The organism is Amycolatopsis sp. NPDC049252 (genome assembly GCF_043197175.1).
In the GTDB taxonomy this organism is placed as follows: domain Bacteria; phylum Actinomycetota; class Actinomycetes; order Mycobacteriales; family Pseudonocardiaceae; genus Amycolatopsis.
The window spans coordinates 409,073-434,281 of record NZ_JBICSQ010000002.1 but is presented as its reverse complement, the minus strand read 5'-3'; the positions used below and the strand labels follow the sequence as shown (position 1 = coordinate 434,281).

Sequence of the window (25,209 nt, the reverse complement as noted above, 5' to 3'; positions counted from 1 at the left end):
CTCCATGTTCAAGGTAACGGCGGCCGCGAGCGGTTATCCACGTTCCTCCGCCGGGACGGGGGTGTCCGCGTGCGCGGCGCCGGGGTCCGGCGACGCCAGGTGGCCCAGCACCGTGGCCGCCGCGGCGGCCGCGACCGCGATGAAGAGCAGCCACATCCCGGCCGCCGGGCTCGCCTCGAGCCGGATGAGGTGCCGCTCCACGGGCACCGGGATGCACGCCATCACCGTCGTGAGGACCACGCCGGCCAGAAAGGTCGTGGCGCCGAGCGTCAGGCCCCGCGCGACCGCGCTCACCCGGCCGAGCACGACCTGGCGGATCACGAGGACGAGGGTGGCCAGCAGGGCCGCGGCGGCCGCGAGCAGCGCGACCCCGAGCGGCTCGGACGGCTGGCTGCCCACGTCGCCGAAGACGGTCGTCCAGCCGTCCTGGGTGTAGCGCAGCACGTCTTGGTTGCCGTGGCCGTCGCCCGAGGTCTGCTCGGTGCGGAAGAGCGGCAGGAACCCGGACGCGAGTGTCGCCACGGAGGCCAGCGTGACCAGGAGGACGGGAACGAACTCGCGAACCCGCCGCGGTGGCGTGGGTTCGGCGACGGACGGGGCCGGGTCCTGCGACGATTCGTCCACCTGGTGATCCTCCCGGCGGATTCCGGCCGCGGCAAGGATTCCGGATCAGCGGACGGGTGGTTCCGGGGGTTCGGGCGGTTCCGGTGGGAGGACCGTGATGGCGACGCCGTCGGCGTCTTCGACCGTCGGCAACGCGAACCCGGCCGGTGGGGTGGGGGTGTCCGCGTAGGCCAGGGCGGGATCGGACCAGTCGTCCGGCGCCCGGGCCGGCAGGTAGCCGAGCACCACCGCCACGACGACCACCACGACCCCCGCGATCACGGACCACAGACCCAGGCCGAGGCTGACGTCGAGGCTCTGGTCGCCGAGGCCGGACGTCCAGCCGTAGCCGATCATCCCGATGGTGAGGGTGGTCCCGGCGGCGAAGCTCGCCCCGATCACGGCGAGCCGGTGCCCGAGCCGTCCCCACCGGGAGAAGCCGAAGATCGCCGCGGCCCCCAGCACGATGACGGCGATCACCAGCGGAATCCCGACGGGCGCGGCGGCCTGCTCGACCGTCTCGTTCCCCTGCGCGGAGACCTGGCTGCTCCAGGCGGTCTCGGTGAAGATCAGCTTGGGGGTGAAGAAGGTCTGCTGGGGGGTGAGGTGCTGCTCGATCCGGAACAACGGCAGGAAGCACGCCCCCAGCACGAGGAGAGCCCCGAAGGCCACGAGGACGGGCACCAGGGCCCGCGGCGGTCCGGCGACCGGTTCCTGGGCCGCCGCGATCGGCTGCTGGGGCTCGGCCGGAGCGAGTCGCGAAGGGGTGACGGGCATGCCGGGCAGGATCGCGACCGGAACCGGCTCGGTGGGCGGGGTCCGATCGCCATCGGACCGCGGCGGCTGTGTGGTGGGTGACGGTGGCGCGGGCCGCGACGGCTCGGTCTGGAACGCCAGCAGCCCATCCTCCGGCCGCGCCACGTCGGGCTCCACCGGGGCGAAAAGCTCCTCCGCCGTGGGCTGCGGCGACTCCCCCGGGAACGACGGCAAGCCGCTTTCCGGCCGCGCCACGTCGGACTCCACCGGCGCGAAGGGCTCCCCCGCTGTGGGCCGCGGAGCCTCCACCGGAAACGCCAGCAGAGCATCCCTCGGTTGCGCGACGCCGGGTTCTACCTGCGCGGACTCAGCCGCCGTGGACCCCGGCGGCTCCACCGGAAACGCCGGCGAAGCATCCCCCGGCCGCACATCGGGCTCCACCGCAGGCTGGGGCGCCTCCGCCGGGAACGCCTGCCGAGCGCCTCCGGTCCCTGCCCCGGCGGACTCCCCGGTCGCCGGCCGCTTGGGCTCGGCCGGCGGGTTCGGCTCCTTCGACGGTTCGTCCACCCTGTGATCTTCCGCGCGGATTCCGCTATCGGCAAGAAACTCCGGTTCAGCGGGCTGGCCGGTCCGGTGGCACGACCGTGATCGTGACTTCGCCCGGCACGGCGAACCCGGACGGCGGGGTTTCCGTGTCGGCGTACGCCACCGCCGGATCGGCCCAGTTCTCGGTGTGAGTCGCGCCCGTGCGGTGGGCGACCACCGCCGCGGCCGCGGCCACCAGCGTGCCGCCGATGAGCAGCCACATGCCGAGCTCGGTGGTGAGGTCGACGCGGTCGAACTGCTCGCTCGCCCCCTGACCCAGGCCGTACATCTCGATGGTGAGGACGACTCCGGCGGCGAAGACCGTGCCCAGCTGCCCCAGCCACGCTCCCGGGCGCCGGCGGGCGATCAGCAGGCCCGCCGCGGCGACCAGCAGGACCATCGTGACGATGATCGGGACGCCGAAGGGCGCGCCGGGCCGGTCGAGGGACTCGTCGGTGGTCACCTGGAAGCTGGTGCTCCACGCCGACGTCGTGATGACGGCCAGGGCGCCGGCCTGCACCTGGGACAGGGTGTGGACAGCTCGGAAGAGCGGCAGGACCAGGCCGCCGGCCATGAGCACAGCAGCCAGCGCGTACAGCCCCGGGGCGAGAAACGCCCGCCGCGGCGCCGGGGCGGGTGGTGAGGGAAGGGTGTCCACACCGGGATCTTCCAGGCGAAACACCCGGCGGGCAAGGACAGCCCGCCGGACCCGGGAACGCCGAAGGCCCGCCTGGCGAACCAGGCGGGCCTTCGAACGAGGTACAGCTCAGTTGGTGGTGGCGGAGCCACCGGCCGCTTCGAGCTTCTCCTTGGCGGAGCCGGAGAAACCGTCGGCGGTCACGTTGAGCTTGACGCCGTTGACGTCACCGTTGCCGAGCACCTTGACGAGCTTGCCCTTGCGGACGAGGCCCTTGGCGACGAGCTCCTCGGCGCCGACCGTGCCACCGTCCGGGAAGACGCGGGCGATGTCGCCCACGTTCACCGGCTGGTACTCGGTGCGGAAGCGGTTCTTGAAGCCGCGAAGCTTCGGGAGCCGCATGTGGATGGGCATCTGCCCACCCTCGAAGCCGGCGGGCACGTTCTTCCGGGCCTTGGTGCCCTTGGTGCCGCGACCGGCCGTCTTGCCCTTCGAGCCTTCACCACGACCGACGCGCATCTTCTCGCGCTTCGAGCCCGGAGCCGGGCGCAGGTGGTGGATCTTGATGGCCGTCATGCCTTGACCTCCTCGACCTCCACCAGGTGGCGGACGGTGTGGATCAGGCCGCGCACCTGGGGGGTGTCTTCACGCACGACGCTCTGGCGGATCTTGCGCAGCCCGAGGGTGCGCAGCGACTCGCGGTGAGCGTGCTTCGTGCCGATCTTGCTCTTGACCTGGGTGACCTTGAGCTGAGTCATGTCAGACCCCCTGGCCCGCGCGCTGGCGCAGCATCCGGGCCGGAGCGACGTCCTCGAGCGGGAGACCGCGGCGGGCCGCGACCTCTTCGGGACGCTGCAGACCCTTCAGAGCCGCCACGGTCGCGTGCACGATGTTGATCGCGTTGTCGGAGCCGAGCGACTTCGACAGCACGTCGTGGACGCCCGCGCACTCCAGCACGGCGCGCACCGGGCCACCGGCGATGACGCCGGTACCGGCGGAAGCCGGACGGAGCAGGACCACACCAGCGGCTTCCTCACCCGTGATCGGGTGGGGGATGGTGCCGCCGACGCGGGGAACGCGGAAGAAGTTCTTCTTCGCTTCCTCCACGCCCTTGGCGATCGCCGCGGGAACTTCCTTGGCCTTGCCGTAGCCGACGCCGACCTGACCGTCACCGTCACCGACGACGACGAGGGCGGTGAAGCTGAAGCGACGACCACCCTTGACGACCTTGGCGACGCGGTTGATCGTCACGACCTTCTCGAGGTGCGGGGTCTTGTCCTGGCCGGCCCCGCCACGGCCGCTGTCGCGCCGGTCCCGGCCGCCACCGCGACGTTCATTGCGGTCGTTGCCGCCCTGCCCGCCGGGTCCGCCCTGTCCGCCGCCGAATTGCCGTGTACGTCCCGGCATCAGGCATTCCTTCCGTTAACAAGCTTCTGCATCGTCAGAACTCCAACCCCGCCTCACGGGCGGCGTCGGCGAGCGCGGCGATGCGGCCGTGGTAGGCGTTGCCCCCACGGTCGAACACCACAGCCGAGATCCCGGCGTTCTTGGCCCGCTCGGCGACGAGCGCCCCGACCTTGGCGGCCTTGGCCTTCTTGTCGCCGTCGAACGTCCGCAGGTCCGCCTCGAGGGTGGACGCCGACGCCAGCGTGTGACCGGCCAGGTCGTCGATGACCTGCACGGCGATGTGCCGCGAAGACCGCTTGACGACCAGGCGCGGACGCTGTTCGGTGCCCGAGACCTTCTTGCGGAGCCGGAAGTGCCGACGGGTCTTCGCAACGCGGCGGCGGGTCGAGATGTCCTTGCCCACCGGCTTGCGCTTCGTAGTCGTGTCGCTCATGATCACTTACCCGTCTTTCCGACCTTGCGGCGGATCTTCTCACCCTCGTAGCGCAGGCCCTTGCCCTTGTACGGGTCCGGGCGCCGCAGCTTGCGGATGACGGCCGAGATCTGGCCGACCTTCTGCTTGTCGATGCCGGAGACCGAGAACCGGGTCGGGGTCTCCACCTTGAAGGTGATGCCCTCGGGGGCCTCGATCTTCACCGGGTGCGAGAAACCGAGGGCGAACTCGAGGTCCGAGCCCTTGGCCTGCACACGGTAACCGACACCGTGGATCTCGAGCTTCTTCTCGTAGCCGGCGGTGACGCCGACGACGAGGTTGTTCACGAGCGTGCGGGTGAGGCCGTGCATGGCCTTGCTGTTGCGCTCGTCGTCCGGGCGCTTGACCAGCAGGGTGCCGTCCTCGTCGCGCTCGACCGTGATCGGCTCGGCGATGGTGTGCTCCAGGGTCCCCTTGGGGCCCTTGACGCTGATGTGCTGACCGTTGATGGTCACCTCGACCCCGGAGGGGACGGCGACCGGCAGCTTTCCGATGCGTGACATGTCTGTGCCCCCTTCCTTACCAGACGTAGGCGAGGACTTCGCCGCCCACGCTGTTGCGCTTGGCCTGACGGTCCGTCTGCAGCCCCGAGGACGTCGAGATGATCGCGACGCCGAGGCCACCGAGAACGGACGGCAGTTCGGTCGATTTTGCGTAGACCCGCAGGCCGGGCTTGGACACGCGCCGGAGGCCGGCGATGCTGCGCTCACGGTTGGGGCCGTACTTGAGCTCGACGATCAGGTTCTTGTGCTTCTCGCCCGGCTCGTCGCGGTAGCTCGCGATGTAACCCTCGCGCTTGAGGATCTCCGCGATGTTCGCCTTGAGCTTCGAGTGGGGAAGCACGACCTCGTCGTGGTACGCCGAGTTCGCGTTACGCAGACGGGTCAAGAAGTCTGCGATCGGGTCGGTCATCGTCATGGTGACCTGTCAACCTTTCTCGCCTGGTTCCCCGCCGCCCGGAGTGCGGGCGGCGGGGCCTGTGGCGAAGTGGGAGTTAAAGATAAAGAAACGCTTCTACCAGCTGGACTTGCGGACCCCGGGCAGCTCGCCCGCGTGCGCCATCTCGCGAAGGCAGATCCGGCAGAGCCCGAACTTGCGGAACACCGCGTGCGGGCGGCCGCACCGCTGGCAGCGGGTGTAGCCGCGGACGGCGAACTTCGGCTTCTTCGCGGCCTTGTGGACCAGTGCTTTCTTGGCCATCGGCTCAGTTCTCCTTGAACGGGAAGCCGAGCTTGCGCAGCAGCGCCCGGCCCTCGTCGTCGTTCGTGGCGGTCGTGACGACGGTGACGTCCATACCGCGCGGGCGGTCGATGGAGTCGGGGTCGATCTCGTGGAACATCGACTGCTCGTTGAGACCGAACGTGTAGTTGCCGTGGCCGTCGAACTGCTTCGGCGAAAGCCCGCGGAAGTCGCGGATACGCGGCAGCGCGATGGTCAGCAGCCGGTCGAGGAACTCCCACATGCGGTCGCCGCGCAGCGTGACGCGCGCGCCGATCGGCTGACCCTCACGCAGCTTGAACTGCGCGATGGACTTGCGGGCCTTCCGGACCTCGGGCTTCTGGCCGGTGATCAGGGAGAGGTCCTTGACCGCACCCTCGATCAGCTTGCTGTCGCGAGCGGCGTCACCGACACCCATGTTCACGACGACCTTCACGACACCCGGGATCTGGTGGACGTTGACGAAGGAGAACTCCGCCTGCAGCTGTCCCTTGATCTCTTCGCGGTAGCGCACCTTGAGGCGCGGCGCGACCTTCTCTGCGGTGGTCATCAGATGTCCTTACCGTTCCGGCGCGAGATCCGGACCTTCTTGCCGTCCTCGCCGATGCGGTAACCCACCCGCGACGGCTTGCCGTCCGAGTCGACGACCATCACGTTCGAGACGTGGATGGGCGCCTCCTGCGTGACGATGCCGCCGGACTGCGCACCGCGCTGGGTCTGGCTGATCCGCGTGTGCTTCTTGATCCGGTTCACACCCTCGACCAGGACGCGGTCGCGCTCGGGGTAGGCCATGATGACCTTGCCCTTGGCGCCCTTGTCCTTGCCGGCGATGACGACGACCGTGTCGCCCTTCTTCACCTTCATCACAGCACCTCCGGCGCGAGCGAAATGATCTTCATGAACTTTCGGTCGCGCAGCTCGCGGCCCACCGGGCCGAAGATGCGGGTGCCCCGGGGCTCGTTGTCGTTCTTGATGAGCACGGCGGCGTTCTCGTCGAACCGGATGTAGGAACCGTCCGGACGACGACGCTCCTTCACCGTGCGGACGATGACGGCCTTGACGACATCGCCCTTCTTCACCCCGGCAGCCGGGATGGCGTCCTTCACGGTGGCGACGATGATGTCGCCGATGCCGGCGTAGCGCCGCCCGGAGCCACCGAGAACGCGGATGCAGAGAATTTCCTTCGCACCCGTGTTGTCGGCTACCCGAAGCCGCGACTCCTGCTGGATCACGTCAACTCCTGTATGTCGCGCCGGTTCTCGCCCCGACGAGCGAGCCTTGCGGAACTAAGGACTCTTGGGAGAGCCCTGCTTACTTGGCCTTCTCCACGATCTGCACCAGGCGCCACCGCTTCGTTGCCGACAGCGGGCGGGTCTCCATCAGGGTGACCCGGTCGCCCACGCCCGCCTCGTTGTTCTCGTCGTGCACCTTGACCTTGGTGGTGCTGCGGACGACCTTCGAGTAACGGGGGTGCTTCTTGCGGTCCTCGAGCTCGACCACGATCGTCTTGTTCATCTTGTCCGAGACCACGTAGCCCTCGCGGACCTTGCGGTCGTTCCGGGCCGGCGTCTCGGTGGTGGGCTCGCTCATGCGGCACCTTCACTCTCGGCGTCGGGGGCAACGGACAGGCCGAGTTCGCGCTCGCGCATGACCGTGTAGATCCGCGCGATGTCCGTGCGGACGGTGCGCAGACGGCGGTTGTTGTCGAGCTGCCCGGTCGCCATCTGGAAGCGGAGGTTGAAGAGCTCCTCCTTGTATTCCTTCAGACGCAGGACGAGCTCTTCCGCGGTGAGCTCACGCAGCTCCGATGCCACAGCACCAGCGTTCGCCATCAGAACTCACCACCTTCACGGGTCACGATGCGGCACTTCATGGGCAGCTTGTGGATCGCGCGACGGAGCGCCTCACGGGCGGTCTCCTCGTTCGGGAACGAGATCTCGAACATCACGCGGCCCGGCTTCACGTTGGCGATCCACCACTCGGGCGAACCCTTACCGGAACCCATGCGGGTCTCGGCCGGCTTCTTGGTCAGCGGGCGGTCCGGGTAGATGGTCGTCCACACCTTGCCACCACGCTTGATGTGACGGGTCATGGCGATACGAGCGGACTCGATCTGCCGGTTCGTCACGTAGCTGTGCTCAAGCGCCTGGATGCCGTACTCGCCGAAGCTGACCTTCGTGCCACCCTTGGCGGCGCCGTGGCGCTTCGGGGAGTGCTGCTTCCGGTGCTTGACCCTGCGCGGGATGAGCACGTCTCAGCCCTCCGTCTTTTCTGCGGTCTCGGTGGCCGGAGCCGCCTCGGTCGTGGCGGCAGCGGCGGCGCGACCGGCTTCGGTCGACGTGGCGGTCGTGCCCGAGGCGCCGGAACGGCGCGGACGGGACGGCCGGTCGCTGCGCTCGCGACGCGGCGCGCGCTCGGCGGCGTCACGGGCTTCGCGGGCCTTCAGGCCACCGACGAGCTCACCCTTGTAGATCCACACCTTGACGCCGATGCGACCGAACGTCGTCTTGGCCTCGAAGAAGCCGTAGTCGATGTCGGCGCGCAGCGTGTGCAGCGGGACCCGGCCGTCGCGGTAGTGCTCGGAGCGGGACATCTCGGCACCGCCGAGACGACCGCCGCACTGCACGCGAATGCCCTTGACCTGCGGCGAACGCATGGAGGTCTGGATCGCCTTCCGCATCGCGCGGCGGAACGCCACACGGTTGGAGAGCTGCTCCGCGACCGCCTGGGCGACCAGCTGGGCGTCGGCCTCGGGGTTCTTGACCTCGAGGATGTTCAGCTGGACCTGCTTCTTGGTCAGCTTCTCCAGCGCGCCGCGGATCCGGTCGGCCTCCGCGCCGCGGCGGCCGATGACGATGCCCGGCCGGGCGGTGTGGATGTCGACGCGGACGCGGTCACGGGTGCGCTCGATCTCGACCTTGGAGATGCCGGCGCGCTCCATGCCCGTCGCCAGCAGCTTGCGGATCTTGACGTCCTCGGCCACGTACTCGGCGTACTGCTTGTCGGCGTACCAGCGCGACTTCCAGTCCGTGGTGATACCCAGGCGGAAACCGTGCGGGTTGATTTTCTGGCCCACTACCGGCCACCTGCCTTCTTCTTGCTCTGAGCCTTCTGCGCGGCGGCGGCCGGACGCGACTCCACCTCGACGGTGATGTGGCTGGTCCGCTTGCGGATCCGGTACGCGCGCCCCTGGGCCCGCGGGCGGATGCGCTTGAGGGTCGGGCCCTCGTCGGCGTACGCGTTCTTGACCCAGAGCGTCTCCGGGTCCAGCTGAAGGTTGTTCTCGGCGTTGGCCACGGCGCTCGCGAGCACCTTCGCGACCGGCTCGCTCGCCGCCTGGGGGGCGAAACGGAGCACGGCCAAGGCGTCGGCGGCGCTACGTCCCTTGATGAGCTCGATGACCCGGCGCACCTTGGTAGGCGAGTCCCGGACAAAGCGAGCCCGCGCGTAAGCCACAGGCAGAGCCTCGGCCACGTCGTTCTGGGCGTTCATCGCTAGTTCCTTGATCTCTCGTGCCCGCTCAGCGGCGGCGCGACTTCCGGTCGTCCTTGATGTGACCCTTGAAGGTCCGAGTCGGGGCGAACTCCCCGAGCTTGTGACCCACCATCGCCTCGGTGACGAACACCGGGACGTGCTTGCGGCCGTCGTGCACCGCGATCGTGTGACCCAGGAAGTCCGGGATGATCGTGGAACGACGCGACCAGGTCTTGATCACGGTCTTCTTGCCCGACTCGTTGAGAACGTCCACCTTCTTGAGCAGGTGGTCGTCCACGAAGGGGCCCTTCTTCAGGCTACGTGGCATGTTCTTCTACCTCCCTGCTCAGCGCTTGTTCTTGCCGGTACGGCGACGGCGGACGATCATCGCGTCGGATGCCTTGCGGCGGCGCGTACGACCCTCGGGCTTACCGTTCGGGTTGACCGGGTGGCGACCACCGGAGGTCTTACCCTCACCACCACCGTGCGGGTGGTCGACCGGGTTCATGACGACACCACGGACCGTGGGGCGCTTGCCGCGCCAGCGGTTGCGGCCGGCCTTGCCCCAGTTGATGTTGGCGTGCTCGGAGTTGCCGACCTCGCCGATGGTGGCGCGGTTGCGCACGTCCACGTTGCGGATCTCACCCGAGGGGAGACGCAGCTGGGCGTACGGCCCGTCCTTGGCGACGAGCTGCACCTTCGCGCCCGCGGACCGCGCCATCTTCGCGCCGCCACCGGGGCGGAGCTCGATCGCGTGGATCACGGTACCGACCGGGATGTTGCGCAGCGGCAGGTTGTTACCCGGCTTGATGTCGGCGCGGGGGCCGTTCTCGACCGTGTCACCCTGGCGGAGCTTCTCCGGCGCGATGATGTAGCGCTTCTCACCGTCGGCGTAGTGCAGTAGCGCGATGCGAGCGGACCGGTTGGGGTCGTACTCGATGTGCGCGACCTTGGCGGGAACGCCGTCCTTGTCGTTCCGGCGGAAGTCGATCAGCCGGTACGCACGCTTGTGGCCGCCACCCTTGTGCCGGGTGGTGATCTTGCCGGACGAGTTGCGACCGCCCGAACCGCTCAGCGGACGAAGCAGCGACTTCTCCGGCGTGGAGCGGGTGATCTCGGCGAAGTCCGAGACGCTCGAACCGCGACGACCCGGGGTCGTCGGCTTGTACTTGCGGATGCCCATGTCAGCTCAGTCCTTTACGCGGTGGGTCCGCCGAAGATCTCGATCGCCTTGCTCTCAGGCGAAAGAGTCACGATGGCGCGCTTCGTGTCCTTGCGCTTGCCGAAGCCCGCGCGAGTCCGCTTCCGCTTGCCCTGCCGGTTGGCCGTGTTGACGCTGACCACCTTGACGCCGAACACCTTCTCGACCGCGATCTTGATCTGGGTCTTGTTGGCGTCCGGGCGGACGATGAACGTGTACTTGTGGTCCTCGAGGAGCCCGTAGGACTTCTCGGAGATCACCGGCGCGAGCAAGATGTCGCGGGGATCGGCAATGGCGACCGAACTCACTGCTCGTCACTCCCTTCCGAAATCTCGCTCGACCGAGCCGAAGCCTTCGCGCTCTTGCCCCGGGCGGGGCCGGCGACGAAGCCGTCGTAAGCGGCCTTGGTGAACACGACGTCGTCGTTGACCAGGACGTCGTAGGTGTTGAGCTGGTCGAACCAGATCAGGTGGACCTCGGCGAGGTTCCGCAGGGAAACCCAGCTGAGCTCGTCGTCCCGGTGCAGCACCACGAGCACGCGCTTCGCCTGCGTCACCGCGGCGAGGGCGGCCTTGGCGGCCTTGGTCGACGGCTTCTCACCCGTCACCAGTTCGGTGACGACGTGCAGCTGGCCGGCGCGAGCCCGGTCCGAGAGGGCGCCACGCAGAGCGGCGGCCTTCATCTTCTTGGGGGTGCGCTGGGAGTAGTCACGCGGCGTGGGGCCGTGGACGACACCGCCACCGACGAACTGCGGCGCGCGGGTCGAACCCTGGCGGGCACGGCCGGTGCCCTTCTGGCGGTACGGCTTCTTGCCGCCACCGCGAACCTCGCCACGGGTCTTCGTGTCGTGCGTGCCCTGGCGGCCGGCGGCCTGCTGGGCCACCACCACCTGGTGCATCAGCGCGACATTGGCCTGCACGTCGAAGATCTCCTCGGGGAGGTCCACGGTGCCGTCGGCTTTACCGGCCGGGGTCTTCAGCTCGACGCTTGTCATTCGGAGTTACCACCCTTCGCGGCGCTGCGCACGAACAGCAGGCCGCCCTTGGGACCGGGCACGGCGCCCTTGATCAGCAGCAGGCCGTCCTCGGCACGCACGGCGTGCACGGTCAGGTTCTGCGTGGTGACCCGGTCGTTGCCCATCCGGCCCGCCATGCGCAGGCCCTTGAAGACGCGGCCGGGGGTGGCGCAGCCACCGATCGAACCCGGCTTGCGGTGCACGGCCTGGGCACCGTGGCTCGCGCCCTGGCCCTTGAAACCGTGGCGCTTCATGACACCGGCGTAGCCCTTGCCCTTGCTGGTACCGGTCACGTCGACCTCGACGCCGGCGGCGAACACCTCGGCGGTGATCTCCTGGCCGACCTCGTAGGTCTCGGCGTCGGTGGTACGCAGCTCCGCGAGGAAGCGCCGCGGGGTCACGCCCGCCTTGTCGTAGTGGCCGGTGCGCGGCTTGTTCACCTTGCGCGGGTCGACCGCGCCGAACGCCAGCTGCACGGCCTTGTAGCCGTCCTTCTCCTGCGTCCGAACCTGGGTGACCACGTTCGGACCGGCCTTCACGACGGTGACCGGGACAACCCGGTTCTGCTCGTCGAAGACCTGGGTCATGCCGAGCTTGGTGCCCAGGATGCCCTTCATCTGCCTGTCAGACATGAGTCTCTTATCTCCGCCGCTCGCCCAACGCTTACTGGATGTTGACGTCGACGCTCGCCGGCAGGTCGATGCGCATGAGCGCGTCGACCGTCTTCGGCGTCGGGTCGAGGATGTCGATCAGACGCTTGTGCGTGCGCATCTCGAAGTGCTCGCGCGAGTCCTTGTACTTGTGCGGCGAGCGGATGACGCAGTAAACGTTCTTCTCGGTGGGCAGCGGCACCGGCCCGACAACACGGGCGCCGGTGCGCGTGACCGTCTCCACGATCTTGCGCGCCGAGGTGTCGATCGCCTCGTGGTCGTAGGCCTTGAGCCGGATGCGGATCTTCTGTCCCGCCATGGTGGCTGCTCGTTCCTTGTCGTCTCGTGCCGCTATCTCACAAACCCGTGCTGGATGTCCCCACCCGAGCCCGAGTTTCCGCAGTTCAACGGCCCTGTCCCCGGTCCACGCGGTCGGGCGTGTCGCGCCCGACGCACAGACGGATCCCGCGGGATCGTCGTCTTGCCTGGTCTTCCTCAACGTGAGGAGGCTATGAGCCGGCTGACCGTCTCACTGCCTTTGCCCGCTCGCCTACCCGAAGGAAGAGCTCGGCGGACCGTGGCCACTCGCGCCAGGGCGGCCGGACCCCTGTCGGGAAAACCCCGATGAGGATCGGCCGCCCCAGGACGAGCAACCTGAATAGTGTCGCACACGTGATTTGACGCCCCTGACCCGGGGGTGTATTGCCCCCGGGCCGGGCGTTGAATCACTTGATGATCTTGGTGACCTGACCCGCACCGACGGTGCGGCCACCCTCGCGGATGGCGAAGCGCAGGTTCACGTCCATGGCGACGGGCTGGATCAGCGCCACCGAGATGTCGGTGTTGTCGCCCGGCATGACCATCTCGGTGCCCTCGGGGAGGGTCACGACGCCGGTCACGTCGGTGGTGCGGAAGTAGAACTGCGGGCGGTAGTTGTTGAAGAAGGGGGTGTGACGGCCACCCTCGTCCTTCGACAGGATGTAGACCCGGCCCTCGAAGTCGGTGTGCGGGGTGGTGGTACCCGGCTTCACGACGACCTGGCCGCGCTCGACGTCCTCGCGCTTGATACCGCGGACGAGGAGGCCGACGTTGTCGCCCGCCTGGCCCTGGTCCAGCAGCTTGCGGAACATCTCGACACCGGTGACAGTCGTCTTGGTCGACTTCTCCTTGATGCCGACGATCTCGACCTCTTCGTTCACGTTGACCACGCCACGCTCGACGCGGCCGGTGACGACGGTGCCGCGACCGGTGATCGTGAAGACGTCCTCGATCGGCATGAGGAACGGCTTGTCGAGCTCGCGCACCGGGTCCGGCACGTTGTCGTCGACGGCGGTCATCAGCTCGAGAACGGCTTCGCCCCACTTCTCGTCGCCCTCAAGGGCCTTGAGGCCCGAGACGCGCACGACCGGAGCGTCGTCGCCCGGGAACTCCTGCGAGGACAGCAGCTCGCGGACCTCCAGCTCGACGAGCTCGAGGATCTCCTCGTCGTCGACCATGTCGGCCTTGTTCAGCGCCACCACGATGTAGGGCACGCCGACCTGGCGGGCGAGCAGCACGTGCTCACGCGTCTGCGGCATCGGGCCGTCGGTCGCCGCGACCACGAGGATCGCACCGTCCATCTGGGCCGCACCGGTGATCATGTTCTTGATGTAGTCAGCGTGACCGGGGGCGTCGACGTGCGCGTAGTGACGCTTCTCGGTCTGGTACTCGACGTGCGAGATGTTGATCGTGATACCGCGCTGGCGCTCTTCGGGCGCGTTGTCGATCTGGTCGAACGCACGCGACTCGTTGAGCTCCGGGTACTTGTCGTGCAGAACCTTGGTGATCGCCGCGGTCAGCGTGGTCTTGCCGTGGTCGACGTGACCGATGGTCCCGATGTTGACGTGCGGCTTGCTCCGCTCGAACTTCGCCTTCGCCACTGGAATGTCCTCCTGGACTGATTTCGCTTTGTGCTCGGGGGCCGGCGTGGCTGCCGACCCCCGAATGTTCCTTCGTCGGTGCTAGCGGACGTTCAGGAGAGTCCCTTAATGCCCGCGCGCGGTGGGGGAGTTACTCCCCCGTCGCCTTCGCGATGATTTCCTTCGCGACGTTCGCGGGAACCTCGGCGTAGGAGTCGAACAACATGGAGTAGTTCGCCCGGCCCTGGGTGCGGGACCGGAGGTCACCGACGTAGCCGAACATCTCCGACAGCGGGACCAGCGCCTTCACGACGCGGATGCCCGCCCGCTCCTCCATGGCCTGGATCTGACCACGACGGGAGTTGAGGTCACCGATGACGTCACCCATGTAGTCCTCGGGCGTGGTCACCTCGACCGCCATCATCGGCTCCAGGATCACGGGGTGGGCCTTCTTCGCGGCTTCCTTCATCGCCATGGAACCGGCGATCTTGAACGCCATCTCCGAAGAGTCGACCTCGTGGTAAGCACCGTCCAACAGGGTGAACTTCAACCCGACGAGCGGGTAGCCGGCCAGGACGCCGTACTGCATCGCGTCCTGGGCGCCCGCGTCGACCGACGGGATGTACTCCCGCGGCACGCGGCCACCGGACACCTTGTTGTCGAACTCGTAGAGCGCGCCGTCGGTGCGCTCCAGCGGCTCCAGCTTCACGATGACCTTCGCGAACTGGCCGGAACCACCGGTCTGCTTCTTGTGGACGTAGTCGAGCTTGTCCACCGTCTTCTTGATCGTTTCGCGGTAGGCGACCTGCGGCTTACCGATGTTCGCCTCGACCTTGTAGTCGGACTTCATCCGGTTCACCAGCACCTCGAGGTGCAGCTCACCCATACCCGCGATGATCGTCTGGCCGGTGTCCTCGTCCAGCTTGACCTGGAACGTCGGGTCCTCTTCGGCCAGCTTCTGGATCGCCAGGGACAGCTTCTCCTGGTCGGCCTTCGTCTTCGGTTCGATCGCGACCCGGATGACCGGCTCGGGGAACGTCATCGACTCCAGCACGATCGGGTTCTGCGGGTCCGCCAGGGTGTCACCCGTGGTGGTGTCCTTCAGCCCGATGACCGCGTAGATGTGGCCGACCTGGGCGTCGTCGACCGGGTTCTCCTTGTTGGAGTGCATCTGGAAGATCTTCCCGATGCGCTCCTTGCGCTCCTTGGTCGCGTTGACGACCTGCGCCCCGGCGGCGACCTTGCCCGAGTACACCCGGATGTAGGTCAGCTTGCCGAAGAACGGGTGCGCGGCGATCTTGAACGCGAGCGCGGCGAACGGCTCGTCGACCGACGCCTTGCGGGACGCCACGGTCTCGCCGTCGGGCAGCAGGCCCTCGACGGCCGGGACGTCCAGCGGGGTCGGCAGGTAGTCGATGACCGCGTCGAGCATGGGCTGCACGCCCTTGTTCTTGAACGCGGAACCGGCCAGCACCGGGAAGACCTGGCTGGTGATGGTGAGCTTGCGGATGCCGGACTTGATCTCGGCTTCCGTGAGCTCCTCACCCTCGAGGAACTTCTCCATCAGCGCGTCGTCCGCCTCGGCGACGGTCTCGACGAGCTTCTCGCGGTACTCCGAGGCCAGCTCGGCCAGCTCGGCGGGGATCTCCTCGACGGAGTAGTCCTCGCCCTTCTGGACCTCGCCACGCCAGGTCAGCGCCTTCATGCGGACCAGGTCGACGACGCCTTCGAAGTCGTTCTCGGCGCCGATCGGCAGCTGGATGACCAGCGGCCGGACACCGAGGCGCTCGACGATGGTCTTCACGGTGTAGTAGAAGTCCGCACCGAGCTTGTCCATCTTGTTGACGAAGCAGATGCGCGGGACGTCGTACTTGTCCGCCTGCCGCCAGACCTGCTCGGACTGCGGCTCGACGCCTTCCTTGCCGTCGAAGACGGCGACCGCACCGTCGAGCACCCGGAGGTTGCGCTCCACCTCGACGGTGAAGTCGACGTGGCCCGGGGTGTCGATGATGTTGATCTGGTGGTCGTCCCAGAAGGTGGTGGTCGCAGCCGAGGTGATGGTGATGCCCCGCTTCTGCTCCTCCTCCATCCAGTCCATGGTGGCGGCGCCGTCGTGGACTTCACCGATCTTGTAGTTGACCCCGGTGTAGAACAGGATCCGCTCGGTGGTGGTCGTCTTGCCGGCGTCGATGTGGGCCATGATGCCGATGTTGCGGACCTTGTTCAGGTCGGTCAGCACTTCACGTGCCACGAGAGTGTTCCCCTGTTCTCATGCTTGGGGCCCGGCATGGCTTGGTCGACAGCCGGGCGGTCATCACCAGCGGTAGTGCGCGAAGGCCCGGTTGGACTCGGCCATCTTGTGCGTGTCCTCGCGGCGCTTCACGCTGGCACCGAGGCCGTTGGAAGCGTCGAGGAGCTCGTTCTGCAGACGCTCGATCATCGTCTTCTCGCGGCGGGCCTGCGAGAAGGAGACCAGCCAGCGCAGCGCCAGGGTCGTGGAGCGGCCCGGCTTGACCTCGATCGGCACCTGGTAGGTGGCGCCACCGACGCGGCGGCTCTTCACCTCGATGGTGGGCTTCACGTTGTCGAGGGCGCGCTTCAGCGTGACGACCGGGTCGGTGCCCGTCTTCTCGCGAGCGCCTTCGAGCGCGCCGTAAACGATGCGCTCGGCCAGGGACCGCTTCCCGTCCTTCAGCACCTTGTTCACCAGCTGGGTGACCAGCGGGGAGGCGTAGACGGGGTCGGAGATCAGCGGCCGCTTCGGGGCCGGACCCTTGCGGGGCATTAGCTCTTCTCCTTCTTCGCGCCGTACCGGCTGCGCGCCTGCTTGCGGTTCTTCACACCCTGGGTGTCGAGAGAACCGCGGATGATCTTGTAACGGACACCCGGAAGGTCCTTCACACGACCACCACGCACGAGCACCATCGAGTGCTCCTGCAGGTTGTGGCCCTCACCGGGGATGTAGGCGGTGACCTCGATGCCGCTGGTCAGCTTCACACGCGCGACCTTGCGCAGCGCCGAGTTCGGCTTCTTGGGGGTCGTGGTGTACACGCGAGTGCACACGCCACGCCGCTGCGGGCTCCCCTTGAGGGCCGCGGTCTTCTGCTTGGCAGCCTTGTCCTGGCGGCCCTTGCGGACCAGCTGCTGGATCGTGGGCAATGGACCAGCTTCCTGTCGTGATCTGCTTCTTCGTGTCTTCACCGGCCCCCGCGGTCGGGCGTGTCGGCCCGCGTCACGGTCTGTCGACCGGTAACTTCCCGGAGGGATTTTCCGTCGGAACCCCGACCTGCCGAAGCCGGTGACCGGGTGCCTGAGCACCCCGCCCATGCCGCACGGCACGCGGAGCGGCCCGACGCCTGCCGGGCACGGTCTCCAAAGATACCCGCCCATCTACCGGACGGGCGCAGCGGGGGGTCTGAAGGTGACGAACCTTCAGCCTACCTCTCAACGCCGACGGCGCGCCGGACATTCCACGGGGTGGCGCGCGGAGGCCCGGCGGGCACCGGCGCGAGCCGGGAATCCCGCCAGGGGCCCGATTCGCGGCCGGCGGCTCAGTCCTCGTCGGGCTTCGCGTGGTCCGGCTTGCCCGGGTTCGGGTCGCGCGAAAGGTCGATCAGCGGGTGCACGTCGGCCCCCTCGGGCGCCGCGTGGCTGCCGCGCGACTTCGATTCCTCTTCGGACCGTCCGGCCCCTTCGGTGCTGCTCATCACACACTCCTAGCGCTCGTCCCCTGCTTCCCTCGGGCCCGAAACTACCCATTACCCGGTCGGGTGACGCAGTGGGATCGGATCCGCAGTTCCGTACGTCACACCGTCGTCAAGTGGCCACGATGGGTGGACCACGTACCGGGCGTTCGGGGAGGAAGCAGGACATGTCGGCCGAGTTCGACCAGGTGGTAGCCGAGTTCCGGCGGTTCGAGGCGAGTATCCGGAACGTCGACGACCGGTTCGCCGGGCTGGGCGCGATGCGGCAGAAGCTGACCGAGCTGCGGGCGAGCGCGTCGTCACCGGACGGCGGGGTCACCGCGACCACCGGGCCGGGTGGCGCGGTCCTCGACGTCGAGTTCACCGCCGGCCGCTGATCGGGATCGACGACCAGGAGTCGTACCGGCACTTCGACGACCACGTCTACTTCCGCGACACCCACGTCATCCAGGTGCAGGTGCCGCCGTGCCCGGAGCTGCGAATCGTGCCGGGCAAGGCGATGACCATGCCGACGCTGCCGCCGGACGACCGGCTGGAGGGCGAGCTCGTCCGGTGGCTGGCCGCGAACCCGCGGTTCGCGCAGCGGGACGTCGTCATCGAGCACGGGTCCGCGCGGACGTGGGGCCAGGGCTGCGCGACGCGGCAGAACCTCGTGGCCGAGGCCGACTACCTCGTCGACCTGGCCGGCAGCCTGCCCGCGGCGCTGTGGGCGCACTCACCGCGCTGAGCGTCAGCGGCGGCGCGTCGTCAGGTGCGTGAGCCCGGCCGACAACGCGAACACCAGGCCGAGGCCGACGACGTACGGCCCGGCGAGCAGCGCGAACCCGGCGCCGATGTTGGCGTCGGGCTCGTCGGACGTGGCCCGGAACCCGATGGCGCCCACCGACAGCAGGACCGCGCCCACCGTGATCAGCAGGACGGCCACCACCGTGAGGCGCTTCGTGACAGTCGTCATGTCCCCATGGTGCCCGGGGTCGGCCGCGCCCGCTGAATTCGGTGGACAGCTTCCCCAGGATGGGGACGTGGAGTGGAACATCACCGAGGTCCCCGTCGGCGACGCGGACGCCGTCGCGATCATGCGCGAGTACATGGACGAAGTCGCTTCGCGCTACTACGGCCGCCCGGCCACCGACGCGGAACTGGAAGCCGCGCTGGCCGACGAGCCGGGCACGGACCTGGTCGCGCCGACCGGGGCGTTCCTGCTGGGCTGGCGCGACGGCGTCCTCGCGGGCTGCGTCGGCACCCGCGTCCTCGAGCCGGGGCTCAGCGAGCTGACGAAGATGTACGTCAAGCCCGCCCACCGCGGCTCGGGAGCGGCACCACGCCTGGTCGCGGCGGCGGAGAACGCGGCCCGCCGGCTCGGCTCCCGGCTCATGCGGCTCGACACCCGCCACGACCTCGTCGAGGCGCGGGCGCTCTACACGCGGACCGGATACGCCGAGGTCGAGCCCTTCAACAACGACAAGTACGCGGAGCACTGGTTCGCGAAGGCCCTCAGCTGAGGCGTCTGATGCAGGCGGCGATCGCCGCGATGCCGAGCCTGCCGATCAGCTGCCGGTCCACGGGGACTCCCGGGGAAAGCTTCGGCCCCGGCGGACCGGGGGTGTCGGCCGCTGGGCCGGTGAGCACCGCGGCACCGGCCGCGCGGATGAGGGTCTTCTTTATGGTTCTGTCCTTTCGTGTCAGGAGACGGCGGTGATGAGGTCGAACACCGGCGAAGGCTGGGCACGACTCAGACCGAGCCATCGGTCGGGTCGACACCACCGGCCAGGCCGGTGAACACGGCCGCCGTGGCCAGCGGCAGCGTCCAGTCGTGATCAAAGAATGAGGCGTGGCCCGAGCGGGTGAATCTCCTGCGACTCGGACTAGTTGCGCACCACCATCGCGCCGAACGGGTTGGCGCGACTACGTCACTGCGTTTGTGTCGTCCGCCAGCGTCACGGGTAGTCGAAAACCAGCAGCCCCGGCGCCTGGACGCCGGGGCTGCTGGTTAGGTAGTCGTCACGAAGCTCGGGAACTACTGCTGGCTGCGCAGCTTCGCGGCGAGCTTGTCGATCTCGGTGTCCAGGTCCGACTCGCGCCGGGCCCGGGCAGAGCGATCCTTCTCTTCGATGCTGTCGATCCGCGTCCGGAGGTTGTACTCGGTCCGCTGCAGCCAGACGTCGTTGTCGGCGGTGTCCTGCCGCTCCCGCAGCGTGACGTGCTTGTCGTGCAGCCGCCGCGCGACCTCGACCTGTCTCGAGACGAGCACGTCGTACGCCGTCGACCCGCTCATCAGCTTCGTCAGCACCGGGAGGCAGTCGATCGCGATGAGCAGCAGCCGCACGAGCCATTGCGCCGCGAACACGAACCCGCTCCGATCGGCCAGCCGCTCGAGCGCGGCGGACTCGTCGAGGATGCCGATCGTGCCCTGGTGCTCGCGCATCGCCGTGACCTTCGCGGTGATGGCCGCGCTGACCTGCTGCCCGGCGGTCTGCTGGGCACTTCCCAGTTTCTTGGTCAGCTCGTCGATCCGGCCGTTCGCGGCGGTCAGGTCGGCCTGGCGCTTGTCCAGCTGGTTGTCGGTGCGGAAGCGGTCCGCCACCGTCCGGTTCCGGTCACATTCGGGGCCGTCGCCCGCGACGCCAGTGAGCCCGTCACCCCGAGCGCCGCTGCATTCCCCGCGCGCCAGCTTTTCCAATGCGTCCCACTGGCTGTAAAGGCCGTCGTACTCCTTCTTCGCCGCGTCGCGGTTCTTGACGGCCTTGTCCAGCTCCTCCTTCGCCGCCTCAGGCGAGTCCTTGATCGTCAACTGGTAGTTGGCGCAGTCGTCCGTCTTCAGCGCCGGCGCGCCTTCGGGGTTGCAGCGCCGGTACTGGCTTTCGTAGGCGGACAGCTCGTTCTCCCGGCCGTCCAGGACCTCCTTGTGGATGGCGGGCGAGAAGATCCACAGCACCAGCGGTTCCGCGATCACCGCGCCCATGAGCAGCGAGATCACCAGCCGGGGCACGAACACCTTGGCCTTGCCACCGCCGAGCATCCCGTGCGTGCTGGCGATCAGCCAGCCGTCGAAGCTGATGATGACGTAGGCCCACAACGCCCCGGCCGGCACCAGGAAGATCCACGGCACCGTCGACAGGCTGGTGAGCGCGACCAGCAGCGACACCCCGGCGAGCAGGCCGGTGTTGAACACGATGGCACCGAGGCGGGTGTACCGCGGCCGCTCCTCCGGCACCCAGTCCAGGATCTCCTCGCGGATCCCCGCGAGGGCCCGCAGCCGCCGTCCGAACCCGCGGTGCGGGTCCACCGGCCGGTAAGTCCCGAGCGGGACGTCCGGCGGCAAGGCGCCCCGTGCGGGCGCCTCGGTGTCAACTGACATCCTCTTCCCTCACCCCGGTGTCGTCGTCTTCGTCGCCGTCTTCAGCAGCGGGGGCCGCCTCGGCGCGTTCGCCGGTAGCCAGCTCCTCCGGTTTGCGGCCCCGGTCGAGCCGCTCGGGTGGTTTGGCCCCGGTGAGCTTGGAGATCAGCAGGTTCGGGTCGAGGTTCGTCATGTCGAGGTAGCCGTGCTTGCCGAGCTCCCGGATGACCTCGAGGGTGATCTCCTCCTTGCGCCGGGTTTCGGCCCGGGCCAGGCCGTGGTCCTCACGCCGCCATTTGCGGTCCTCCCGGGTCTGGTCCCGCTCCCACCGGCGCTGCTCGTTCCGCTGCTCGATTTCGTAGAGCCGCTCTTCGTGCTTCCGGTCGAACTCGGCCTGCCGGTCGGTGCGCTCGGTCTCGGCGCGGTAGCGGTTCTCGGTCAGGAGCCGCTCGGCCATGTCGGTCGCATCGAGCGAACCGGCCACGTACGCATTGGCCAGCGCGCTGTCCGGGTTGTTGCGGATGACCTCGGCCAGCGCCGTGATCTCTTCGCGGTCGTGCCCGCGCTGCTCCCGGTCGAACGCCTTCCGGTCGGCCAGCCGGTCGAGCTCGTACCCCTGCCGCTGGGCCCCGACCGATCCTTCGTGGTGGACGCGTGCCCGTTCCAGCTGCTGCTCGTGGACCAGCCGTTCGCTGCCGAGCAGGTGGTCGTGGCCGGTCTGGTCCCGTTCGAGGTGGTGGTCGTTGTGCTGGCGCGCGGTGGTCAGCGTGTGGTCCAGGCGCTGCTGCGTCGTGTCCAGCTCGTACTGGTATTCGATGCTCCGGCGGTTGCCCATGAGCTTCTGGTACTCGACCGGCGTCAGCACCTCGACGCTGCGCAGCTCCACGGCGATCCCGGAGATCACCGGCGGCTTGAGCGTCGTGAAGGCCTTCACCTGGGCGTTCACGTCCCGGCGGACCTCGTTGACCTGGTCGAGCCGGTACTCGAGACCGAGTTCGAAGATCCGGTGGTGGCTCTTGAGGTAGGCCCGCAGGAGCGTCTGCGCGTCACCACGTCCTTCGCGCACGACGCTGATGGGATTGGTCACGGTGCAGACGAACGTGACGCGCATGGTGAAGTCGTCGGCCTCGGCGCACGGGATGGCCAGCTCGACGAGCACCTCGGCGTCGCGGGTCAGGTCCACCAGGCTGACGTGCGTGGCGTTGACGACCTGTTCCTCGTCCAGGCGCCGCTGGGCGCTGTCGAGGATGTACTCGCCGTCCACGCGGTACACGAACACGTGGTGCGCGTTCGGCCTGGGCAGCTCGCCGTGGTCGCGGAACTCCTTGCGCCAGAGCCACTTCCCCTTCACCCGCGCGGGGTCCAGGGAGCGCTGCTCGACGATCGGGTAGGGGTGGGTCATGGCAGTGCGGCGGCCTCTCGGTTCAGGTGGGCGATCGCGGCGAGCAGGTGCTCGACCAGCGGGGAACTGTCTTTGCGGGTACGGGCTTCGAGCGCGGCGAAGTCCGTGAAGAGCAGGTCGGCTTCGCCGGGTGGCAAGGCGTCCGAAATGGCCGTGCCCAGCGAGGTCGCGATGGCGACCGGGTCGTCACAGAGGTGCTTGAGGTCGTCGAGGGACGCCCGCAACACGGTGAGCGCCCGCTTGCGGGTCGGCCGGTTGCACAGCGCGGCGGCCCACAGCCGGCCTTCGACCGCCGCGGCCCGGTCCGGCGCGGCGCAGAGGTGCTCGATCGCGGCGTGCCGGCCGGCGATCCGATCTCGTGCGGACAGCACACTGAGGATTGCCCGCGTGGTCGCTCGGATGTACCCGGGAGTGGCACCCGGCTTCGCCAGCCGTCTCAGCTTCCCGTCGAGCAACGTCAGCACGACCCCGGCGTCGTCGGTCCGCCTGGTGAGGGTGACGAACAGGCCGGCGAGCGCGACGTGCGCGTCTCCCGTGACGGTGTGGCTCTGCAGGACGAGCTGCCACAGGCGGTTGGCCGCCTCGTGCGGGTACCGGGCGCCGAGCTCCCCGCTCAGCGCGACCGCACCGGTCCACCGTTCGGCCGGGCTGCCGCGGCCCGCCCAGTGCGCGGCCAGCTGGAGCGCCTCCGGCGCGAGCGCGTCGTCGTAACTCAGCAACCACAGCACGTGCGTCGCGGTGGTTTGGCCGGGCCAGCCCCGGCGCCCGTCGGCCCAGGGCGCCAAGATGTCGTCGACCTCGTCGAAAGCGGACCTCGCGAGCTCGGCGAGACCGGCGGCGACGCGCAGGCCTTCCTTCGGCATGACTTCGTCCAGCCACGCGGAGACGCCGTCCCAGAACGGCGCTTCCTCGCGAGCCCACAGCTCCGCCAGCACGAAGCCGCGGTACCTCGGCTCCCTGAACCGCGGGCAGTGCCGCGCCACGCCGTCCGTGCCGACCCGCTCGATCTTGATCAAGCTGTCGTGCGCGTAGAGCTTCAGGCGGTGCTGCCGGAGCAGTTCGGGTTGCGAGCGTTCGACGACGTCCGGCTCCCCGCCGACGACCGCCTCGGCGAGCTTGCCTTCGAGCTGGACGAGCGCGGACTCGAACGTCCGCTGGCGCGCCCCGTCCAGGAAGGCCAGCGCAGTGACAGCCAGGTAATCCCGCTCGTCCCGCTCGTCGTCGAACCAGATCCGGACCTGCTCCTGCAGCGACGCGTCCAGTTTCGGGAGCGCCTCGGCGACCGGCGTGCCTCCGGCGATGTCGGCCGCGACGCCGACGAGGTCGTGCAACCGCCCGCCGTCCGGCCAGGCCCGCAGGACCTGCTCGATCACGTCCTCGCTGCCCGCGTGGCCGGCGAGCCGGGCGCGCAACACCGTCCGCAGGTCGGGCGGCTCCCAGCAGACCTGGGCCACGGAGTCGACTTCGCCCGGCCCGGTCGGCCTGGTCGTCGTGACCACCAGGTAGGCCCCCTGGTCACGGACGCGGTCGCGCACCGTGCGCCAGGTGAAGTCGACGTCGACGGCTTTCCGCTCCGCGATCCGGTCGGCGATGATGTAGCCGCTCCCGGCCGTGTACTCGCGCTCGGCAAGGCTCTTCAGCCGATTCATCGGGGACAGCAGGTACAGCGGCCCGTCGGTGACCTCGCGCAGCAGGGCGGTCGCGCCGGCCCGTTTCCCGGTTCCCTGGCCCCCGTGCAGGCCGACGACGTGGTCCTTGCCCAGCGCGGTGAGCGCAGTGTCGTAACAGCGGGGTGGCACGTAGCCGCGTAGTTCGGCCACGACGTCGGCGTCGTCGAGCTTGCCGGTCGCCGCCTTGACCCGCCCTGGCCGCTGAAGCCCGATGCCGAACTGGGCGCCGTCGGCGTAGATCGGCCCGTTGAACTGGTTCACCGCGCCAGTGAGCTGTTCGATGTAGTCGTCGCCGGGAGCCGGGTCCGGCTCCTCGGCCGGCGTCTCCGCCGATTCTTCCTCGCTCATCGGCCGCGCTTGATCCCGAAGACCGCGTCGCGCGCGTCGACACTCCCGTTGAGCACGGTGATCGCCTCGGCGCGGTAGTGCTGCCCGGCCGGGGCAGCCGCCGCGGCGGGCGGCCGCTCCGGCGGATCCGCGGCGAGGGTGGCGCCGTGCACGTCGTAGCCCGGCACCCGCACCCACGCAACGTCGGTGTATTCCTTCTGCTGCACCACGACTTCCCGGAACTCGGCCGGCTTCAGGGAGGTGTGCCGCTGGGCAACGACGTCGGTGTAGATCTGCCGCGAGACGACCACGGCCAGGTCGGCTTCCGGGAACGCGTTCAGGGCGGCGCGAAGAGGCGCGCTGTCGACAAGGCGGCTGACGCCGACGACGCCCTGCCCCGTCCAGCCGTTCGCGCCGGGCATCGCCACACCGTGGTGGATCGCGATCCGGATCCGCATCCGGGCTTCGGGCGCGAGATCGTGGTTGTGGTCGGCGAGCCCGGCGACCAGCTCGCGGACGTAGTCGTCCGTGACGGCCGGTTCGGGCACGGCACCGGGAAGGATCGCCAGTTCGCCGTCGCCGGCGCCCTGCCGGTGCCACACCGACCGGTCCAGGCCACACCGGGCGGCGGCCGTGTCCGCCACGCTGAGCAGGCCGGACTGGATCGCGGCGTGCTGCTGGTCGTCCCGGCTGCCGTAACCCTGCACGTCCATGGAAACAAGAAGATGGCGAGTGAAATCGCTGGCACGAGCCAAGGTCATTGTCCTTTTCGGATCTGGTGGGAGGTGAGCGCAGAGTCTGCCTCCACTCCGTGACCAAGACTCCGGAAAATTCCGTGATCTGTACCTGTTCG

At 68.7% G+C, this 25,209-nt stretch carries 37 protein-coding genes; 3 read left to right on the top strand and 34 right to left on the bottom strand.

Annotated features, from left to right (window positions below):
- Positions 1-33 precede the first annotated feature (33 nt).
- The 29 genes from ACGFMK_RS05050 to ACGFMK_RS04910 form a co-directional block, all read right to left on the bottom strand.
- On the bottom strand, positions 34-624 hold the full coding sequence (locus ACGFMK_RS05050; RefSeq protein ID WP_392758506.1) for a hypothetical protein: 591 nt from the start codon (positions 622-624) through the stop codon (positions 34-36).
- Positions 625-669: 45 nt separating this feature from the next.
- The gene (locus tag ACGFMK_RS05045) at positions 670-1,614 is read right to left on the bottom strand and encodes a hypothetical protein (protein ID WP_392758504.1); all 945 of its coding nucleotides are present in this window, start codon (positions 1,612-1,614) and stop codon (positions 670-672) included.
- A 358-nt stretch (positions 1,615-1,972) separates the two neighbouring features.
- The gene (locus tag ACGFMK_RS05040) at positions 1,973-2,602 is read right to left on the bottom strand and encodes a hypothetical protein (protein WP_392758502.1); all 630 of its coding nucleotides are present in this window, start codon (positions 2,600-2,602) and stop codon (positions 1,973-1,975) included.
- A 108-nt stretch (positions 2,603-2,710) separates the two neighbouring features.
- A complete protein-coding gene (gene rplO, locus ACGFMK_RS05035) occupies positions 2,711-3,157 on the bottom strand; it encodes a 50S ribosomal protein L15 (protein WP_323329526.1) in 447 nt (148 codons plus the stop codon).
- Positions 3,154-3,339 (bottom strand): 50S ribosomal protein L30, encoded by a 186-nt coding sequence (gene rpmD, locus ACGFMK_RS05030; RefSeq protein WP_005166796.1) that lies wholly within the window; start codon positions 3,337-3,339, stop codon positions 3,154-3,156. Before rpmD ends, rplO begins: the two co-directional genes overlap by 4 nt.
- Position 3,340: 1 nt before the next feature.
- Complete coding sequence (gene rpsE, locus ACGFMK_RS05025) at positions 3,341-3,988, bottom strand: 30S ribosomal protein S5 (protein ID WP_013222614.1); 648 nt, start codon at positions 3,986-3,988, stop codon at positions 3,341-3,343.
- Positions 3,989-4,022: 34 nt separating this feature from the next.
- Positions 4,023-4,421, bottom strand: a complete 399-nt coding sequence (gene rplR / locus ACGFMK_RS05020) for a 50S ribosomal protein L18 (RefSeq protein WP_392758499.1) — start codon at positions 4,419-4,421, stop codon at positions 4,023-4,025.
- A gap of 2 nt (positions 4,422-4,423) precedes the next feature.
- A complete protein-coding gene (gene rplF / locus ACGFMK_RS05015) occupies positions 4,424-4,963 on the bottom strand; it encodes a 50S ribosomal protein L6 (protein ID WP_392758497.1) in 540 nt (179 codons plus the stop codon).
- 16 nt (positions 4,964-4,979) lie between these two features.
- Positions 4,980-5,378: a 30S ribosomal protein S8 gene (gene rpsH / locus ACGFMK_RS05010; RefSeq protein ID WP_155548873.1), complete on the bottom strand. Its 399-nt coding sequence runs from the start codon at positions 5,376-5,378 to the stop codon at positions 4,980-4,982.
- Between the two features lie 96 nt (positions 5,379-5,474).
- Positions 5,475-5,660, bottom strand: coding sequence for a type Z 30S ribosomal protein S14 (locus ACGFMK_RS05005; RefSeq protein ID WP_284745392.1), 186 nt, complete (start codon positions 5,658-5,660; stop codon positions 5,475-5,477).
- Between the two features lie 4 nt (positions 5,661-5,664).
- The gene (gene rplE / locus ACGFMK_RS05000) at positions 5,665-6,228 is read right to left on the bottom strand and encodes a 50S ribosomal protein L5 (RefSeq protein WP_323329523.1); all 564 of its coding nucleotides are present in this window, start codon (positions 6,226-6,228) and stop codon (positions 5,665-5,667) included.
- The gene (gene rplX / locus ACGFMK_RS04995) at positions 6,228-6,542 is read right to left on the bottom strand and encodes a 50S ribosomal protein L24 (RefSeq protein WP_392758494.1); all 315 of its coding nucleotides are present in this window, start codon (positions 6,540-6,542) and stop codon (positions 6,228-6,230) included. Before rplX ends, rplE begins: the two co-directional genes overlap by 1 nt.
- A complete protein-coding gene (rplN, locus tag ACGFMK_RS04990) occupies positions 6,542-6,910 on the bottom strand; it encodes a 50S ribosomal protein L14 (RefSeq protein ID WP_004558867.1) in 369 nt (122 codons plus the stop codon). The genes rplX and rplN overlap by 1 nt, the downstream gene beginning before the upstream one ends.
- A 79-nt stretch (positions 6,911-6,989) precedes the next feature.
- Complete coding sequence (gene rpsQ, locus ACGFMK_RS04985; protein WP_013222609.1) at positions 6,990-7,268, bottom strand: 30S ribosomal protein S17; 279 nt, start codon at positions 7,266-7,268, stop codon at positions 6,990-6,992.
- Entirely contained in the window at positions 7,265-7,510 is a 246-nt protein-coding gene (gene rpmC, locus ACGFMK_RS04980; RefSeq protein ID WP_323329521.1) for a 50S ribosomal protein L29, read from the bottom strand. Before rpmC ends, rpsQ begins: the two co-directional genes overlap by 4 nt.
- Positions 7,510-7,929 carry a 50S ribosomal protein L16 gene (gene rplP, locus ACGFMK_RS04975; RefSeq protein ID WP_004558864.1) on the bottom strand — a complete coding sequence of 140 codons (420 nt, stop codon included), beginning with the start codon at positions 7,927-7,929 and terminating at the stop codon, positions 7,510-7,512. Before rplP ends, rpmC begins: the two co-directional genes overlap by 1 nt.
- A gap of 3 nt (positions 7,930-7,932) precedes the next feature.
- Positions 7,933-8,754: a 30S ribosomal protein S3 gene (gene rpsC / locus ACGFMK_RS04970; RefSeq protein WP_323329520.1), complete on the bottom strand. Its 822-nt coding sequence runs from the start codon at positions 8,752-8,754 to the stop codon at positions 7,933-7,935.
- Positions 8,754-9,170 (bottom strand): 50S ribosomal protein L22, encoded by a 417-nt coding sequence (rplV, locus tag ACGFMK_RS04965; protein WP_392758490.1) that lies wholly within the window; start codon positions 9,168-9,170, stop codon positions 8,754-8,756. Before rplV ends, rpsC begins: the two co-directional genes overlap by 1 nt.
- A 28-nt stretch (positions 9,171-9,198) precedes the next feature.
- Complete coding sequence (rpsS, locus tag ACGFMK_RS04960) at positions 9,199-9,480, bottom strand: 30S ribosomal protein S19 (RefSeq protein ID WP_026468892.1); 282 nt, start codon at positions 9,478-9,480, stop codon at positions 9,199-9,201.
- An 18-nt stretch (positions 9,481-9,498) separates the two neighbouring features.
- Entirely contained in the window at positions 9,499-10,335 is an 837-nt protein-coding gene (gene rplB, locus ACGFMK_RS04955; protein ID WP_323329518.1) for a 50S ribosomal protein L2, read from the bottom strand.
- A gap of 14 nt (positions 10,336-10,349) precedes the next feature.
- Complete coding sequence (gene rplW / locus ACGFMK_RS04950; RefSeq protein WP_091618496.1) at positions 10,350-10,661, bottom strand: 50S ribosomal protein L23; 312 nt, start codon at positions 10,659-10,661, stop codon at positions 10,350-10,352.
- The gene (rplD, locus tag ACGFMK_RS04945; RefSeq protein ID WP_323329517.1) at positions 10,658-11,347 is read right to left on the bottom strand and encodes a 50S ribosomal protein L4; all 690 of its coding nucleotides are present in this window, start codon (positions 11,345-11,347) and stop codon (positions 10,658-10,660) included. The genes rplW and rplD overlap by 4 nt, the downstream gene beginning before the upstream one ends.
- Positions 11,344-12,000 carry a 50S ribosomal protein L3 gene (gene rplC, locus ACGFMK_RS04940; protein ID WP_086675504.1) on the bottom strand — a complete coding sequence of 219 codons (657 nt, stop codon included), beginning with the start codon at positions 11,998-12,000 and terminating at the stop codon, positions 11,344-11,346. Before rplC ends, rplD begins: the two co-directional genes overlap by 4 nt.
- 31 nt (positions 12,001-12,031) lie before the next feature.
- Positions 12,032-12,337 (bottom strand): 30S ribosomal protein S10, encoded by a 306-nt coding sequence (gene rpsJ, locus ACGFMK_RS04935; RefSeq protein ID WP_003102098.1) that lies wholly within the window; start codon positions 12,335-12,337, stop codon positions 12,032-12,034.
- Between the two features lie 406 nt (positions 12,338-12,743).
- The gene (gene tuf, locus ACGFMK_RS04930) at positions 12,744-13,937 is read right to left on the bottom strand and encodes an elongation factor Tu (protein WP_323329516.1); all 1,194 of its coding nucleotides are present in this window, start codon (positions 13,935-13,937) and stop codon (positions 12,744-12,746) included.
- A 130-nt stretch (positions 13,938-14,067) separates the two neighbouring features.
- Complete coding sequence (gene fusA, locus ACGFMK_RS04925) at positions 14,068-16,167, bottom strand: elongation factor G (protein ID WP_392758484.1); 2,100 nt, start codon at positions 16,165-16,167, stop codon at positions 14,068-14,070.
- A 63-nt stretch (positions 16,168-16,230) separates the two neighbouring features.
- A complete protein-coding gene (gene rpsG / locus ACGFMK_RS04920) occupies positions 16,231-16,701 on the bottom strand; it encodes a 30S ribosomal protein S7 (RefSeq protein WP_003102106.1) in 471 nt (156 codons plus the stop codon).
- The gene (gene rpsL, locus ACGFMK_RS04915; protein WP_003102113.1) at positions 16,701-17,075 is read right to left on the bottom strand and encodes a 30S ribosomal protein S12; all 375 of its coding nucleotides are present in this window, start codon (positions 17,073-17,075) and stop codon (positions 16,701-16,703) included. The genes rpsG and rpsL overlap by 1 nt, the downstream gene beginning before the upstream one ends.
- Before the next feature lie 392 nt (positions 17,076-17,467).
- Positions 17,468-17,623 (bottom strand): hypothetical protein, encoded by a 156-nt coding sequence (locus tag ACGFMK_RS04910; protein ID WP_392758480.1) that lies wholly within the window; start codon positions 17,621-17,623, stop codon positions 17,468-17,470.
- A 164-nt stretch (positions 17,624-17,787) separates the two neighbouring features.
- On the opposite strand from ACGFMK_RS04910, the gene ACGFMK_RS04905 reads away from it, so the two are divergent.
- Both ACGFMK_RS04905 and ACGFMK_RS04900 read left to right on the top strand, forming a co-directional pair.
- Positions 17,788-17,997, top strand: a complete 210-nt coding sequence (locus ACGFMK_RS04905; protein WP_392758478.1) for a YbaB/EbfC family DNA-binding protein — start codon at positions 17,788-17,790, stop codon at positions 17,995-17,997.
- A gap of 74 nt (positions 17,998-18,071) precedes the next feature.
- On the top strand, positions 18,072-18,347 hold the full coding sequence (locus ACGFMK_RS04900; RefSeq protein ID WP_392758476.1) for a hypothetical protein: 276 nt from the start codon (positions 18,072-18,074) through the stop codon (positions 18,345-18,347).
- 3 nt (positions 18,348-18,350) lie between these two features.
- On the opposite strand, the gene ACGFMK_RS04895 is transcribed toward ACGFMK_RS04900, so the two are convergent.
- Positions 18,351-18,575: a hypothetical protein gene (locus tag ACGFMK_RS04895; RefSeq protein WP_392758474.1), complete on the bottom strand. Its 225-nt coding sequence runs from the start codon at positions 18,573-18,575 to the stop codon at positions 18,351-18,353.
- Positions 18,576-18,642: 67 nt separating this feature from the next.
- Between ACGFMK_RS04895 and ACGFMK_RS04890 the strand changes: the two genes are divergently transcribed.
- Positions 18,643-19,122, top strand: coding sequence for a GNAT family N-acetyltransferase (locus ACGFMK_RS04890; protein ID WP_392758472.1), 480 nt, complete (start codon positions 18,643-18,645; stop codon positions 19,120-19,122).
- A gap of 515 nt (positions 19,123-19,637) precedes the next feature.
- Here ACGFMK_RS04890 and ACGFMK_RS04885 read toward each other — a convergent pair.
- Genes ACGFMK_RS04885 through ACGFMK_RS04870 form a run of 4 tightly spaced genes read right to left on the bottom strand, consistent with a single transcriptional unit; the run spans position 19,638 to position 25,069 of the window.
- Positions 19,638-20,978: a DUF4407 domain-containing protein gene (locus ACGFMK_RS04885; protein ID WP_392758470.1), complete on the bottom strand. Its 1,341-nt coding sequence runs from the start codon at positions 20,976-20,978 to the stop codon at positions 19,638-19,640.
- Positions 20,968-22,359, bottom strand: a complete 1,392-nt coding sequence (locus ACGFMK_RS04880) for a hypothetical protein (RefSeq protein ID WP_392758468.1) — start codon at positions 22,357-22,359, stop codon at positions 20,968-20,970. Before ACGFMK_RS04880 ends, ACGFMK_RS04885 begins: the two co-directional genes overlap by 11 nt.
- Complete coding sequence (locus ACGFMK_RS04875) at positions 22,356-24,377, bottom strand: hypothetical protein (protein ID WP_392758466.1); 2,022 nt, start codon at positions 24,375-24,377, stop codon at positions 22,356-22,358. The genes ACGFMK_RS04880 and ACGFMK_RS04875 overlap by 4 nt, the downstream gene beginning before the upstream one ends.
- Positions 24,374-25,069 (bottom strand): hypothetical protein, encoded by a 696-nt coding sequence (locus tag ACGFMK_RS04870; protein ID WP_392758464.1) that lies wholly within the window; start codon positions 25,067-25,069, stop codon positions 24,374-24,376. Before ACGFMK_RS04870 ends, ACGFMK_RS04875 begins: the two co-directional genes overlap by 4 nt.
- Between the last annotated feature and the right edge of the window lie 140 nt (positions 25,070-25,209).

Coding starts and splice junctions, on each gene's coding strand:
- rplO (WP_323329526.1), bottom strand. CDS start 3,157: ATGACGGCCATCAAGATCCACCACCTGCGCCCGGCTCCGGGCTCGAAG.
- rpmD (WP_005166796.1), bottom strand. CDS start 3,339: ATGACTCAGCTCAAGGTCACCCAGGTCAAGAGCAAGATCGGCACGAAG.
- rpsE (WP_013222614.1), bottom strand. CDS start 3,988: ATGCCGGGACGTACACGGCAATTCGGCGGCGGACAGGGCGGACCCGGC.
- rplR (WP_392758499.1), bottom strand. CDS start 4,421: ATGAGCGACACGACTACGAAGCGCAAGCCGGTGGGCAAGGACATCTCG.
- rplF (WP_392758497.1), bottom strand. CDS start 4,963: ATGTCACGCATCGGAAAGCTGCCGGTCGCCGTCCCCTCCGGGGTCGAG.
- rpsH (WP_155548873.1), bottom strand. CDS start 5,378: ATGACGATGACCGACCCGATCGCAGACTTCTTGACCCGTCTGCGTAAC.
- ACGFMK_RS05005 (WP_284745392.1), bottom strand. CDS start 5,660: ATGGCCAAGAAAGCACTGGTCCACAAGGCCGCGAAGAAGCCGAAGTTC.
- rplE (WP_323329523.1), bottom strand. CDS start 6,228: ATGACCACCGCAGAGAAGGTCGCGCCGCGCCTCAAGGTGCGCTACCGC.
- rplX (WP_392758494.1), bottom strand. CDS start 6,542: ATGAAGGTGAAGAAGGGCGACACGGTCGTCGTCATCGCCGGCAAGGAC.
- rpsQ (WP_013222609.1), bottom strand. CDS start 7,268: ATGAGCGAGCCCACCACCGAGACGCCGGCCCGGAACGACCGCAAGGTC.
- rpmC (WP_323329521.1), bottom strand. CDS start 7,510: ATGGCGAACGCTGGTGCTGTGGCATCGGAGCTGCGTGAGCTCACCGCG.
- rplV (WP_392758490.1), bottom strand. CDS start 9,170: ATGAACGCCCAGAACGACGTGGCCGAGGCTCTGCCTGTGGCTTACGCG.
- rpsS (WP_026468892.1), bottom strand. CDS start 9,480: ATGCCACGTAGCCTGAAGAAGGGCCCCTTCGTGGACGACCACCTGCTC.
- rplB (WP_323329518.1), bottom strand. CDS start 10,335: ATGGGCATCCGCAAGTACAAGCCGACGACCCCGGGTCGTCGCGGTTCG.
- rplD (WP_323329517.1), bottom strand. CDS start 11,347: ATGACAAGCGTCGAGCTGAAGACCCCGGCCGGTAAAGCCGACGGCACC.
- rplC (WP_086675504.1), bottom strand. CDS start 12,000: ATGTCTGACAGGCAGATGAAGGGCATCCTGGGCACCAAGCTCGGCATG.
- rpsJ (WP_003102098.1), bottom strand. CDS start 12,337: ATGGCGGGACAGAAGATCCGCATCCGGCTCAAGGCCTACGACCACGAG.
- rpsG (WP_003102106.1), bottom strand. CDS start 16,701: ATGCCCCGCAAGGGTCCGGCCCCGAAGCGGCCGCTGATCTCCGACCCC.
- ACGFMK_RS04910 (WP_392758480.1), bottom strand. CDS start 17,623: ATGAGCAGCACCGAAGGGGCCGGACGGTCCGAAGAGGAATCGAAGTCG.
- ACGFMK_RS04905 (WP_392758478.1), top strand. CDS start 17,788: ATGTCGGCCGAGTTCGACCAGGTGGTAGCCGAGTTCCGGCGGTTCGAG.
- ACGFMK_RS04895 (WP_392758474.1), bottom strand. CDS start 18,575: ATGACGACTGTCACGAAGCGCCTCACGGTGGTGGCCGTCCTGCTGATC.
- ACGFMK_RS04885 (WP_392758470.1), bottom strand. CDS start 20,978: ATGTCAGTTGACACCGAGGCGCCCGCACGGGGCGCCTTGCCGCCGGAC.
- ACGFMK_RS04880 (WP_392758468.1), bottom strand. CDS start 22,359: ATGACCCACCCCTACCCGATCGTCGAGCAGCGCTCCCTGGACCCCGCG.
- ACGFMK_RS04875 (WP_392758466.1), bottom strand. CDS start 24,377: ATGAGCGAGGAAGAATCGGCGGAGACGCCGGCCGAGGAGCCGGACCCG.
- ACGFMK_RS04870 (WP_392758464.1), bottom strand. CDS start 25,069: ATGGACGTGCAGGGTTACGGCAGCCGGGACGACCAGCAGCACGCCGCG.